The organism is Vibrio sp. 10N.261.51.A4, from assembly GCF_041471945.1.
In the GTDB taxonomy this organism is placed as follows: domain Bacteria; phylum Pseudomonadota; class Gammaproteobacteria; order Enterobacterales; family Vibrionaceae; genus Vibrio; species Vibrio crassostreae_C.
The window spans coordinates 1-12350 of the sequence record NZ_JBFRPJ010000095.1 but is presented as its reverse complement, the minus strand read 5'-3'; the positions used below and the strand labels follow the sequence as shown (position 1 = coordinate 12350).

The 12350-nt window shown below is 42.3% G+C and carries 14 protein-coding genes and 2 tRNA genes; 9 read left to right on the top strand and 7 right to left on the bottom strand.

The window, feature by feature from the left end:
* Window positions 1–599 precede the first annotated feature (599 nt).
* Together AB4384_RS20335 and AB4384_RS20330 are read left to right on the top strand one after the other, a co-directional pair.
* Window positions 600–676: transfer RNA gene (locus AB4384_RS20335), tRNA-Val, on the top strand.
* Between the two features lie 70 nt (window positions 677–746).
* A tRNA-Val gene (locus tag AB4384_RS20330) sits at window positions 747–823 on the top strand.
* 521 nt (window positions 824–1344) lie between these two features.
* On the opposite strand, the gene AB4384_RS20325 is transcribed toward AB4384_RS20330, so the two are convergent.
* The 6 genes from AB4384_RS20325 to AB4384_RS20300 all read right to left on the bottom strand — a co-directional run bounded on the left by AB4384_RS20325 (window position 1345) and on the right by AB4384_RS20300 (window position 6125).
* Window positions 1345–1791 carry a DUF4365 domain-containing protein gene (locus AB4384_RS20325; protein WP_136979613.1) on the bottom strand — a complete coding sequence of 149 codons (447 nt, stop codon included), beginning with the start codon at window positions 1789–1791 and terminating at the stop codon, window positions 1345–1347.
* 2 nt (window positions 1792–1793) lie between these two features.
* Complete coding sequence (locus tag AB4384_RS20320; RefSeq protein WP_136979611.1) at window positions 1794–2411, bottom strand: hypothetical protein; 618 nt, start codon at window positions 2409–2411, stop codon at window positions 1794–1796.
* Between the two features lie 38 nt (window positions 2412–2449).
* Window positions 2450–3736, bottom strand: a complete 1287-nt coding sequence (locus AB4384_RS20315) for a hypothetical protein (RefSeq protein ID WP_136979609.1) — start codon at window positions 3734–3736, stop codon at window positions 2450–2452.
* Between the two features lie 3 nt (window positions 3737–3739).
* The gene (locus AB4384_RS20310; protein WP_372130031.1) at window positions 3740–4450 is read right to left on the bottom strand and encodes an SGNH/GDSL hydrolase family protein; all 711 of its coding nucleotides are present in this window, start codon (window positions 4448–4450) and stop codon (window positions 3740–3742) included.
* Between the two features lie 97 nt (window positions 4451–4547).
* Entirely contained in the window at window positions 4548–5447 is a 900-nt protein-coding gene (locus AB4384_RS20305; RefSeq protein WP_136979605.1) for a YafY family protein, read from the bottom strand.
* 30 nt (window positions 5448–5477) lie between these two features.
* Complete coding sequence (locus tag AB4384_RS20300; protein ID WP_136979603.1) at window positions 5478–6125, bottom strand: HEPN domain-containing protein; 648 nt, start codon at window positions 6123–6125, stop codon at window positions 5478–5480.
* Window positions 6126–6316: 191 nt separating this feature from the next.
* On the opposite strand from AB4384_RS20300, the gene AB4384_RS20295 reads away from it, so the two are divergent.
* From AB4384_RS20295 to AB4384_RS20280, 4 genes are read left to right on the top strand one after another with little or no spacing between them, the layout of a single operon-like run.
* The gene (locus tag AB4384_RS20295) at window positions 6317–7645 is read left to right on the top strand and encodes an ADP-ribosylglycohydrolase family protein (protein WP_372084390.1); all 1329 of its coding nucleotides are present in this window, start codon (window positions 6317–6319) and stop codon (window positions 7643–7645) included.
* Between the two features lies 1 nt (window position 7646).
* Window positions 7647–8228: a hypothetical protein gene (locus AB4384_RS20290; RefSeq protein ID WP_372124808.1), complete on the top strand. Its 582-nt coding sequence runs from the start codon at window positions 7647–7649 to the stop codon at window positions 8226–8228.
* 56 nt (window positions 8229–8284) lie between these two features.
* Window positions 8285–9304 (top strand): hypothetical protein, encoded by a 1020-nt coding sequence (locus AB4384_RS20285; RefSeq protein WP_372130030.1) that lies wholly within the window; start codon window positions 8285–8287, stop codon window positions 9302–9304.
* Window positions 9305–9353: 49 nt separating this feature from the next.
* On the top strand, window positions 9354–9782 hold the full coding sequence (locus AB4384_RS20280) for a hypothetical protein (RefSeq protein ID WP_372084394.1): 429 nt from the start codon (window positions 9354–9356) through the stop codon (window positions 9780–9782).
* Between the two features lie 359 nt (window positions 9783–10141).
* Here the strand turns inward: AB4384_RS20280 and AB4384_RS20275 are convergent, their stop codons facing one another.
* The gene (locus tag AB4384_RS20275; protein ID WP_372084396.1) at window positions 10142–10363 is read right to left on the bottom strand and encodes a helix-turn-helix domain-containing protein; all 222 of its coding nucleotides are present in this window, start codon (window positions 10361–10363) and stop codon (window positions 10142–10144) included.
* Between the two features lie 111 nt (window positions 10364–10474).
* On the opposite strand from AB4384_RS20275, the gene AB4384_RS20270 reads away from it, so the two are divergent.
* Genes AB4384_RS20270 through AB4384_RS20260 form a run of 3 tightly spaced genes read left to right on the top strand, consistent with a single transcriptional unit; the run spans window position 10475 to window position 12232 of the window.
* On the top strand, window positions 10475–10711 hold the full coding sequence (locus AB4384_RS20270; protein WP_017070423.1) for a hypothetical protein: 237 nt from the start codon (window positions 10475–10477) through the stop codon (window positions 10709–10711).
* Complete coding sequence (locus AB4384_RS20265; RefSeq protein ID WP_017070424.1) at window positions 10704–11924, top strand: site-specific integrase; 1221 nt, start codon at window positions 10704–10706, stop codon at window positions 11922–11924. Before AB4384_RS20270 ends, AB4384_RS20265 begins: the two co-directional genes overlap by 8 nt.
* Window positions 11921–12232 carry a hypothetical protein gene (locus AB4384_RS20260; protein ID WP_017070425.1) on the top strand — a complete coding sequence of 104 codons (312 nt, stop codon included), beginning with the start codon at window positions 11921–11923 and terminating at the stop codon, window positions 12230–12232. Before AB4384_RS20265 ends, AB4384_RS20260 begins: the two co-directional genes overlap by 4 nt.
* Window positions 12233–12350 lie beyond the last annotated feature (118 nt).

Here is a 12350-nt window from a genome sequence, read left to right as displayed (position 1 = left end):
AAGTATGCTCCCGCCCTGGGGTTTTGAATTGCTTATAGATTGTTGCTCTTGAGGGAGATTAATTGTAGCTGATGTTTTTCGACTATAGAGTGCTATCGTATTTATGTATGTTGGTAATAACCCGGCCACTTTATATGAAAAATCCGAATTTAGTCATTGCGGCCTAGTAATTCGATGACGACGATTACAAAATCGTGGTGATTTTTATGAATGATGTATTTCAGTGAGTTACAAAGCCTCTGCGTGCCTTTCACTTATAATGATCAAAATACTACGGTAACCCAGTGGGCAAGCAAAATTTTTGACACTAAATATAGGCATTGATCTATACCTGTATGGTTACTGTAAAGGCCAAGAAAAACGGTATAGATAACAAAAATCCCAAATTGAACACATTAGGTTAGTTAATTGGTTGTCATCAAGGATTAGAATTTTTTCTAAATAAACTTTGTTTTTCAGCGGTTTGACGATAATCTGGGTGTAAAATCGACATGTTGTTATGTCTTTGATTGCAAAGTGAGCAAACGAATCGCAAGATGCCAGTTAATACTTGCACCATCTGTTTATCATGGATATCATCGTTGGCGTTCTAAGGGAATGCGTCCGTAGCTCAGTTGGTTAGAGTACCGCCTTGACATGGCGGGGGTCGGTGATTCGAGTTCACTCGGACGCACCATTCCTTCTTTAGTTTTTATTGCATAACTATTGAGTTTGTCACAATGGTAGTAATAAGAAATTAGAACATCGCCCGCTTAGCTCAGTTGGTTAGAGTACTTGCATGACATGCAAGGTGTCACTGGTTCGAGTCCAGTAGCGGGCACCAAATTCGTTCTTTATGAACAAGCAAAAAAGCCCACCTAGTGTGGGCTTTTTTGCACCTCTCACATTTGCATAGTTATTCATTTCGTATCAGCCTCAATGGTTTTGTTTCAGCTGACTCTTGTCTGGTTAGGCACAATTAGTTCCTTTCGTGCCCATGCTGTGCCCACGTTCAATGGATACGGTTAGTTTTACAAGAACGAAATAAGTTGCCAATAAGCCCTCAGACTTCAGCTTACTTTTGGACAGAAATCATGTAGATTCAGTGCTCTAATCTACATGTTTCGCATAAGCTGAGTTTTGGCAAAGAATGGATTGCAAGTACCGAATGATGACCCTCGTTACTTCTTGGTGTCGCTCATCTGTCAATCAGTGTTGGGAGACTTTCTTCTGCATATCCGAGCAATTTACTTAATGTAGGGCGGGCTTGTTCAACAACCAGAGAAAGTGTCGGCTGTGCGATACTTATCCTTATTTGTTAATCAATTATTTTTAACACCTTTCAAAGACTGCTATCTGGGTTGATTAATGGATTGTTGCTGCAAACTTTTCAAAGGAGTACTTTTCTAACAATGGGACTCGTCTCTTCGTTAATTGTATTCGGTATTCAGGCGCACTTTTTAGGCCTTCATAACTTTTATAAATGAGTAAACCATCCTCAGAGCACCACATATCCCCAGAAAATACGCTAATCGTGGGGCTTTCCCCTTCGATGAGGCGAACAAGAACAACCAAGAAACTAGCACTAGTTTTAAATTTTGATTCAGTAATAAATTGCTGATTTTCATTAGTGATAGTCTTAACCTGAACTTCGAAAAACTTGCCACCTTTGCGCGCGATAAAGTCAATTCCTCTATCGTCTACTTCCGCTGTGTAAACTTCGAAACCGAACATGGTAAATTCCATTTTTGCAAAGTACTCACCATATGTTCCTTTTTGTTGGTTATTTAATTTTTTCCATTGATATCTCATGTTTATTCCTTTGTTAGTTTTAGCTTTTCACAAACTGTGAAAATCAAATCCGCCAAATCAGAAATCGTAGCGCAGTCGTAATAGCTACCAAATTCGTCATCCAATGCCTCAAATGTCGCACCGGCTGCATTGTCCACTTCCTTAATGCCAACAAGGTCGGAAAAGTCGAGCATAAACATCGTTGCAATCATGATGCCTTTGTCTTCCATACCGCCGACGGCATTACCATCTTCGTCTTTACCACAAAATATCCGCCCGTAGGTGACGTCCTCAAAAGGCACATCAAGCTCTCGTGCCCATACCATGCGCTCAATATCATCGGCCAGGTCACTGTCAGGTTTGATCTTCTCTTGTGGTAGTTCGAAATAATAGGCGAACAGTTCAATCAAAAATGCCGTGATCTGTTTATGGCTGGTGGTCACGGACAAATGAATAGTTGGACACTTTGTAAGTAGTAGCCGCTCTTGCCCTTCTGATAAGTCATCATCCAGCGTCTGAGGCAACACCGGTGAGGTGGGTGTTATTTTGATGAATATCGGCTTTGCTTCCTTAGTCGTATTGTCCAACTTTTCTAGGGTTTTGAGTTCTTCCTGTGTTGCCTGTTGTTCTGGGTAACTCATACAGTTCCTTTTTTAATCGAGTTATGTTTGCTTTGATTTCACTTCATCAAATTGGCAATCTGCTGCTCAATATCAGCTTTCTGTTGCAGCAATTTGGTGAGTTGGCTGTATTTATCGTCAAGTTCACTTGCACTCTGCGAGTTAAGCTGCGGAATCTGGAGTTTGCTGAGCTGTCGAGGACGGAGGCGAATCTGCGCCAGTTCGTTGACAGAAAAGTCGCGAAAGGTGTATTCAAGCAGCCTTTGCCCTGCGCGTGAGGTCAAGAAAAGAAACAGTCGTTTGCCATCCCAATGTTCATTGCCTTTGGCACGTAACACTGCAAACAGCTCGGAGCATAAATACGTGTGTTGATCTTCAATGGAATAGTAGGTGACCTTGACGGTTTTTCGGTCTGCGCTTTTGTACAGCAATACATCGCCTGGATTAACAGGGCTATAACGTTGTACTTGCAGTGCTTTTCGGCGTGTCGCTTCAATGTGCTCCAGCTCAACCAGACCAAATTTATTGACAGATTTAGGTGTGACAAGTTGAACCTCAACCTCTTCTGACGAGTTTGGCGGTAGCTCTTCAGCTTGGCCTTGTCGAGCAGGTATCACCACGTCGAAAACGCTATCAATGTCGCTCCATTCCGAGCTCGCCACGGAGTACTTGGATTCAATCTCTTGCTTGAGAACGTTTAGGTTATGTTCAAAACCTAATTCATGCATTTTATTACGAAAATAGCGTTGGACGAGAGGGTGCCAGGGTGCACACAGTGTTTCAATGGCATCACTGTCGGTGGCGATTTCTCTGTTGGTTGGCGACTTATCTTCATTTTCAAGCAAGGCAACACACTGGCTAAAGTCATTCCAAATATTCATTAGCTGGTTAGTGCTTTCACTATTAAGGAATGCCGCCATTTCACTGCGAGACTCTTCAATTCGAAACGTCATTTTGTGTTTGAAGCGTCTGGCATCCACTCTAAATTTAACGTGAGTTTGGTTTCTAACGGAAAGCTTGGCCAGCATGTCAGACTGATATAAAGGGTAATCAATAGTGAAGTTGTCCCAGCTTTCGAGCGCTTGTTTTAGTCTGCTTAGGCTTGCTGGAGTGATAAAGATCTTCTGATATTGCTCTACAAAGAACATTCCCCCTAGCGGCGTCAGTTTCGTGAAGTTTGTTGTTGCGGTTGTAAATTCACCTTGAGTTAAAATATCAAGGTCAAAAAAATAGGGTAGAGTTGCAACGAGTTCTTCAAGTGCTTGTTCTAGTGCAAAGCACCCTTGCTCTTTTTGCTGTGCAATAAATTGATCGCGTTGTTCAAACCATTCTTTGCTGAGGCTCATTTGTTAAACTCCCTGGAAGTTGTTTCGGCGTTGCGTATATTGATCAAAAATTGACTGCGCGATTTTCGCTGCACCTTGCTTTGAAGGTTCAATAGGTGAAACTGGAGCGTAATCTTCAGGCTCATTGCAAATGACGCGTAAATCGAGAACGGGTAGTTGGCACTCGGCCGCTTCTCTTAAAATTACTTCGTTGAATATCCCCGTAGCGATTTTCTCAGCGTTAGATAGCGTTGGCACACCGTCATAAACCGTACAAATGGTGAGCTTAGGGAATTTAGCAAGAGTTTTAGTTAGCATTTGCTGGTAGTTCTGGCGAAATTGTTCTCGTACTTGGTGAAGTGAATCTAATGCATTGCCAATGCTGTTCGCATCAATCTCAAGTAAACCTGAAGCGGCATAACCGAGTAAGTCATTACCGCCACAAGAGAGAAAGGCAGGTTGAAAATTGAAATACCGACTTTCCTTAGCTCGTTCTATCTGGCTTGGAAGGTTGGCTATAACGTGCCCATCGACAGCAAGCAGTTCGACTTGCGTGGTAGTAGAGTTGATACCCGCTGGATTTTCCGCAGCTTCAGCCTGGATTAAGCTTGTCAATTGTTCAGAAACTGACTCTCCAGCCTTTACATACGGCGCATTGTCAAAAATCGAATCCCCTAATAAGACGATTTGATTAGGTAAGTATTGCGCTGTTGGCTCACTAATTTCTATTTTCATAATTTGTACCGGTCATCGAACTGTGTACTTACCGTACTTGTTTTAACGCTAGTGCGTAAGTGTCGCAAAATGGTACATGCTTCATTTTGACAGCGTATTAAAGGCGTTTTAGTAGCCCTCGTTCTTGCAGTAAACGGGAGAGCTCTTCACGATTTTTAATCCAGACTTGCTGGTGCCCTGGCTCTGTTTGCACGTGATTGAGGCTTAGCCCTAGACCATGAATGAGGTAGTTTACCTGTGACAACCTGCTTGGTATGACAAGCTCCCCGTCGCACATCCCGTAATCTCTCTCTATTAGAGACACTTGATGGTTATTAAGTCGAGGATCGGCTTGTAGTATAAGATTAATGGGTGTGTTCCAATCACTGTCTTCTTCTATTGGATTGGGGGAAGCATCGAGAATGTCAGGTTCACCAATAAAGCGACTTAACACGAAATCACGATAGGCTCTGTTTTTTTCACAGTACGCTCGAACATGCCAGCGCAGAGGGGTCTCTACCAATGAGTGGGGGGCGATAACTCGAGCCTCTGGTTCTGTCGAACTCATCGACAAATATTCAATTTCTAATCTCCGTCCTTTGCTGATTGCTCTCACGAGTGTGCGCATTATAACGGGGTCAATCGCCCGTGTAGGAGGCATCACTGAGGTAACTTCCCGAAACCCAAGTGCGGAATGATTGTTTTTGGACACGAGACGTTCATTAAGTGCTAATAGGTTAAGGTACTCGTCGACACTACCCCGAGTAAAGAGTGGTTGAAAGTTCTTTGATGCGGTATAGCCAGCATTTTGCATGTCATATTCGAGGTTGCTAGGAGCATGTTCAACCTTGTAGGTGTTAATTTCTCTAGAGGCTTGTTGCCTTCCAATGTCGAAACAGCTGCACAAGTGTTTTGTGGTCACTCGACCTTCCCAATAGGCGATGATTTCTATGACTTGGAAGCGTAGTAGTGTCTTTTTGTTTATTTTTGTTGTTAGAGTTTGTGCTTGCTCGATCATTAAACTACTCAAATGGTAAAGGTTAGGTGGTTAGTCGATAACAGGGTAAATAGAGTCGCCCCAAAGTTCATTGGGGTGGTTCATCATAATCTCGATGAGAAGTGGGATAACTTTTGCCATGATAGCTGTGCAGTCAGCGATTTGTTGACGGTTTACTTTTCCGTTCCAAGTAGCGCCTCCATGCAGAAGTTGATTTCTTAGCGTGTATAGGCGACTAAATACTATCGATAACACAATCTCGGTTTGCTCACTCGCGAGTGCTAAATGACTGGCGTGAATAGATTTTGTGCGCAGTTGCTTCCACTCATCTTGGCTAACGGTACCGTTTTGGGCATCCCAATAGGATTCAAAGATAAACTCATTATTGAGAACCACACGTATCGTGTTGGTATATTCCTGCCATACAAATTCAGCCAGTTGACCCTCATTGTCTAGAGAGACAATCTTTGAAAGGAATTGCTGAAACTTACCTCGCTCGCTCATTAATATTGAACGGTCAATGTGTTGAGCATAGGCTGCGTTAAAGGCGATCCAGTAGAAGATAAATTGGCTGTCTAAATCGCCCGATTGTTCGGCTTTGTTGAGCCAACTTAGTGCTCGATGGACACGAACCGCCAATGATCTTGTGTGTTGATCTCTGACTTCTCTGTGTTTCGATTTTAGCCTTTCGTAGTGCATACCAATCCTTTGATAATGCCTGTAGGGTTGATTTTCTAGAATGCAACAAAATGAGTAAGCGGTGTTAAGAGGTGGATCAAGAAACGGACGATTGATGTATCAAATATTGGCATGTACCAAAATGGGACACTTATGTAAGTGATAGGGATCAGATAGGATAGTCGTTGAATTTATCGGGAAGAGGGTTCCATTTGAGTCGTTCAGAAAATCACGAAGGTAATAAGCAACTTATATTAGATAAAGCGAAAGGTGCAATGACGGGTTTGGCTATGGGAGATGCGCTAGGCACAACACTGGAGTTTTGTCCCAAAGATAGCTATTCGCCACTAACAGATATAGTAGGTGGTGGCCCATTTCACTTAAAGGCAGGTCAATGGACTGATGATACTTCGATGATGTTGTGTTTGGCAGACAGTCTTTTGGCTGTGGGTAACCAAAACGCTGAAGACCAAATGGAACGTTACACGGCTTGGTGGAAATTTGGAGAAAACTCGGTCACTGGTCAATGTTTCGATATCGGCAATACAGTTCTTGACGCTTTAACCTCTTTCGAATCTACGAACGTTGCTATTGCAGGTTCAGCTGATGAATGGAGTGCTGGAAATGGCAGCTTGATGCGCTTAGCCCCCATACCTATTTTCTATTCTTCTTTCCGGTCAGTCGGCGAAGATGACGCTGTTAAAGCGGCAAGGCATAGTTCCGTTACCACTCATGCGGAGAAAAGAGCTGTTGAGTCCTGTGAAATTATGGCTTGGCTAATGTATCGAATATTTGATGACCTGAAAGGTACGTTAAGTAAAGCCGAATTATTCGCCCAACTGGAAAACTATTGGGGTAGCGCAGACATTCACAATGATTTACGTGAGATAGTGAATGGTTCATTTATAACTAAGACAAGGCAACAAATTGAGGGGAGTGGATTTGTTGTTAAGTCGCTCGAGGCGGCATTGTGGTCTTTTGCTCATAGCAGCAGTTTTGAGCAAGGAGCACTATTAGCGGCAAATTTGGGCGCTGATGCAGATACGACGGCTGCAATCTACGGGCAACTCGCTGGCGCATTCTATGGATATAGCCAATTGCCAAAGTTATGGCTTGAGAAACTAGCTTGGCGAGAGCATATTGAAGAGCAAGCAACATTGCTGGCAATGCTTCCTACGTTTGAAGATCTTGCTTCAATGCTCAACCAGATAACGAGTATGCCTGAAAGCTCATTGCAAGAGTCTATCTATCCGCTGTTGTATGACTATGGCTGTATCTTGGTTGATTACCGTTGGATGGATTTTCCCAATCGAGCGCTGATCGCGACTGATCTCAGGGCCCCTGTTGCAGAGAGTTATCAAAAACAGCAGTTTCTTGAGCGCATGAGCTATGTTGAGGGCTTTCAAGTGATCACAACCATCATTAGAGGCGACAGATTTAATGATGGTTTATGGCAAAAATTTGTAGACGATGGTTCACTATACGTCTGGCTAGAACGAATGACACAATTCGCAAATAATAATGAAAATATTAGAGGTTAAAATGGAACAACAGGTTCAAAGCTTGTATGCCAATATCACGTTAAACGATGTTCAGTTGGCCGCAATTTACTATCCAATTTTAGTGGATCTTGCTCGTCATAAGCATTGCCTGACTTATGGTGAGCTGGTTAAGCGAGCTAAAGAATCACATCCTGATGCTGAATACGTGCAACGTGCGATACCCGTGTCGGCTGGTCGCAAGCTTGACGTTGTACGATTGTTTACCTCTGAGCGCGGCTTACCTGATGTGACATCCCTTATTATCAATAAGACTGCGGGTGAATGCGGTAATGGCGTTACTGAGTACTTCGATCCCGTTAAGTTAAGAGACGAAGTGTTTGCTTATGACTGGTCTTCAGTCTCTGACGATTTTGATATGTACATTGAAACGGCGGAACAAAAGGCTACCCCTCCCGTTAGGCTTTCACGTGCTGATGCAATGACAATGACGTTGGACTTTTTTAAAGCCAACAAAGCAAGTCTTCCGAAAGCTACTTCCCAACATAGAGACGACATCATCAACTTGATCCTTGATGGGTATAAAACTGAAGAGGCGTTTAAGTTGGTTGGTGATAGCCTATAAATTGGCTTTTATTGGCGAGGTGAGATGAATCAATCAGATAGTTTTGGGGAAATACGATGACGAACGAAAACTTAACGGCGTGTCTTGCGAAGCAGTTTTGTGATGGGTTGTGGGATAGCTACACCAAAAAGTATCCCGATTTCCTCAATCGTATAAGTCCCATATTTGTGCATTTGGCGATTTATCAGCACCTCGTTAGCCAGCGCTCTATCATTGGCAGTAAAGGGCGACAACGTCAGCAAGAGTTAGTCGAATCGTTTGAGCAGTGGTATGAGGGAATAGAGCATGCTCGTGCCATTGATTGGATTGACCTAAATCTCGCAGCGCTAGATACAATTCAGGGCAATACAGGCGACTATAGCTATGGCTTTGATGCGGCGGGGGGCTTTATTCGTGATGATGGTACAGAACAGGCCTGGGAAAGCAGTATTAACCACCAGCTTTTTCAGGCATTGCCAATAGTATCTTCAATTGTTGACGCCAATAACCATAATAAAGAGATCGTTAGGCAAATTGAGAATCTGTTATCAGCTCTTGTACCTTTTCCAATTACCACTCCGATACCTGGCGAGCTAGAATTGTTGTCGCTAATGGTCGATGATATTTCACGCTTGTTGATTGGTAAACCACATGATGCGGGCAAAGCGCATGCTTTAGATGGCTATTTATATCTATTTCAAAGTGCGGTACTCGGGAGCCATAGAACCAAACAAGAATGTGTCCAGCTCGCGATTTCGATTCATGAAAGAGTTACGAATATTCAAAACGAGGGGAGTGTGCCTCGGCTCATTGATTCATTCTGGCAAATGGGTTTTGGTTACTCTGATGAGTTAGTTAAAGACTACAACCAACTGGTTGTAATGTTGGATAGCCAGGTGTGCACCGTGCATAGAGAGGATATCGATGATGGCTTTGAGCTGAGTGTTTGGCGCTATCCGTTTAAGGAACAAACGCAGCAAAAGATTATTCTAAGAGGTGACGGAAAGTTTAAGCTAATGGGCGAAAAGCCGCTCATTTTTGATGATCCTCGTATGGTTGTAGATCTCTTGATGAGTATGGCATCACGTGACAGTTAATAAGATCGTCTGGAGAGTAATAGTCCCACTTGTTCGGGGAGTATGTCTCGTGATATCGCCACTGTTACTTCGCTATATCAGGAGAATCAATAGAAAACATATTCCACTCGCCAACTCATGCCAGGAAGTTGTCCCTTTCTTGTCGGTTTACTTCAGTAATGAATTGTTGGCCAAAACGAAGGTGATTTATGTCAAGGAAGTGCCAAAATTACTGCCTTCGGGGTTGTTATTTGGCAAGGCGGCAGGGATTGCCCTTGAAGACACCGTCTACGTGAAAGAAGAATATAGATATCGCTGGCACCTCCACTTTCACGAACTTGTTCATATTCAGCAATGGCAACGGTTAGGGTCGATTGAGTTTTTGTCTCAGTATATCGTTGAGGCATTGACTCGTGGGTATCGTTGCAACAATTTTGAAGTGGAAGCCTTCGAGCTTGAAGAGCGGTTTAAACGTAATGATGTTTTTAGGATTTGTTGACCTTTGCGGCTTTGTTGATCAAATCAAGCGACCCGATATAGATCTTGCCGTTTGGGTATGTGATTTTGTAGATAACCTTGCTATTACTATCCATATTGACCTTCAACTAAACTGTTTATTCATAATCTTTTAACATTAGAAAATGTTGGTCAATATGAACATCGTCGTTTAGAGAAGAGTATCGACTCTAAACGGTTTTGGGGCAAAACTAAGTTAGCGACTAGCTGTATTCAATAAACTAGCAGCAACTGTGCTTTTAGAGCAGGGGCCTATTCCAAACAATAGATCATCTGGAAGGGGAAATTGAAGTGGGATAGTTGAGAGATCGCTATGATCTAGATACATATCTAACTTGGCTCTTATTCTGGTATGTACTCTATAAGCTCTTCGATCTTGCATTCGAAGAATTTACACAATTCATTCAAAGTGGTCGTTGTGGTTGTATAACCTTTGTTATTAGCAAGCTTTGACATCGCGGAGCTTTGAACTCCAACGGCTTCGGCAACTTCAGATAAAGTAATCTTACGTTTTTCGCGTAACGATTTAATCTCTAATAATTCTTTTATCTTATATCTAATCATTTCTATATAATTATTTGGTATATAAATCGTCTTGATGGGACGAATTAATGGCTCTATAGTTTGTCTTGTCAGGACGAAAGTTATTCTTGGCTAGCAAATAAGGAGGTCATTATGGACCAAACATTATTGACTGCAAAAGAGCTCGCAAGTCGTATCAAATTTAGCGCCAACTATATTAACGCGACATTGCGAGACTCTCTTTTCATCGAAGGTAAGCATTACATCCGACCTTTCAATGGTCGCAAAATTCTCTACATTTGGGAAGCAATTGAGCGGGATTTGTATCAATCTGCATCTCGAAATCAAAATATAATTCCAATGGCAGGAGGGCGTATCTGTTATGGGTAAAGTACGAGAACGAAATGGAAAACTATTTCTGGATTTTAGGTACAACGATATCCGATGCAGAGAACAGACTGCCTTACCTAATACCATTCAGAATACCAGGAAGTTGCAAAAGCTGCTTAATCAGATAGATGCAGACATAAGACTGGGGTCTTTCGTCTATAGAGATTACTTTCCAAGCTCAAGTAGAGCTGCTCGATTTCTTGAGGAGGACTGTAAGGCCGAAAAGGTAAAGCAAGAAATGTTGGGGAGTTATAAAAGTGCAATACACGAAGCACAAGGTACTTCTCTTATTTCATTAGAAGACTTTGCCGCTGAGTGGTACGAAGAAAACGAAAGTCGATGGAAAGAAAGCTATAAGGAGAGTATTCGTTTATACCTTTACAGATACCTTGTTCCACACTTTGGAAGTACTTCTATTGATCAGATCTCTAGGCCAGATATTTTGAAGTTCAGAGCTGAATTAGCTAAACCAAAATCGGGTAAGAAACTATCAGCAGAGTTTATTAATCACGTGATGACGCCATTAAGGATGATGTTGTCAGAAGCTGCAGATCGTTATGAATTTAGAACTCCGTTTGAAAATATTAAAGCGTTGAGAATTGATAGAAGAGACGTTCAGCCGTTTAGTATTGAGGAAGTAATGCAGTTTCTCGACAAAATTAGGGAAGATTACAAGACGTATTTCACTACACGCTTCTTTACTGGGATGCGGACTTCAGAGATTGATGGTTTGAAGTGGCAATACGTAGATTTCAATTTGAAGACAATTTCTGTTCGTGAAACTTATGTGCATGGGCGAATGGATACAGTTAAGACGACAGGTTCTACTAGAGATATTCAAATGAACTCTCATGTTTATGAGGCTTTGGAAAAGCAATTCAAGTTAACAGGGGAAGGAGAGTTCGTCTTTACAAATGCTTCAGGGAACCCTTTGGACAAAGGGAATGTCCGTGACCGAATTTGGAAGCCTGCGTTAAAAGAGATGGGGTTGAAGTATCGTCGTCCATACGAAACGCGCCATACTTATGCCACTCTGATGCTTGCCGCTGGTGAAGCCCCTGAGTGGATAGCTAGGCAAATGGGGCATACGACGACCAAGATGCTTTTTCAGACATACAGCCGTTTCGTACCTAATTTAACTCGGAATGATGGAAGTGCATTTGAACGTCTATTGAAAAAAGTTAATAGTGGTGGGTTAGGAGGTGATAAATGAAGTATTCTCCTTTGACAATCCATTGCACTAGTTTGTGCTTCGATGTGATTCAAGGGCAACATTTCAAAGCCATGTCACATCAGGATATCGATGAAAACTATCAAGAAGTCTATTGTTTGGTAAGAGAAAGAACGTCATTATACCCAATGCATTATGTAAGAGAGCATAAGTTTGTGAGTGAGGTGGCGGAAGTTGTAGTAACGGTGCTTCATCACTGCTTGAATGAGCCAATAAAGCGGGATTCTGATTGGGTACTTGAAGTTATTGAAGCATCAATTGATAAGTCAATAAAACGATATGTAAATTGAATGCTTAGCTTTATTGCTCATAGCTCATAGCTCATAGCTCATAGCTCCTAGAACGTCGATGTTCGCTCGAATCTAGGGGCTAAAATATTATTGTTACTTCGTATCCGCCCCATGAACC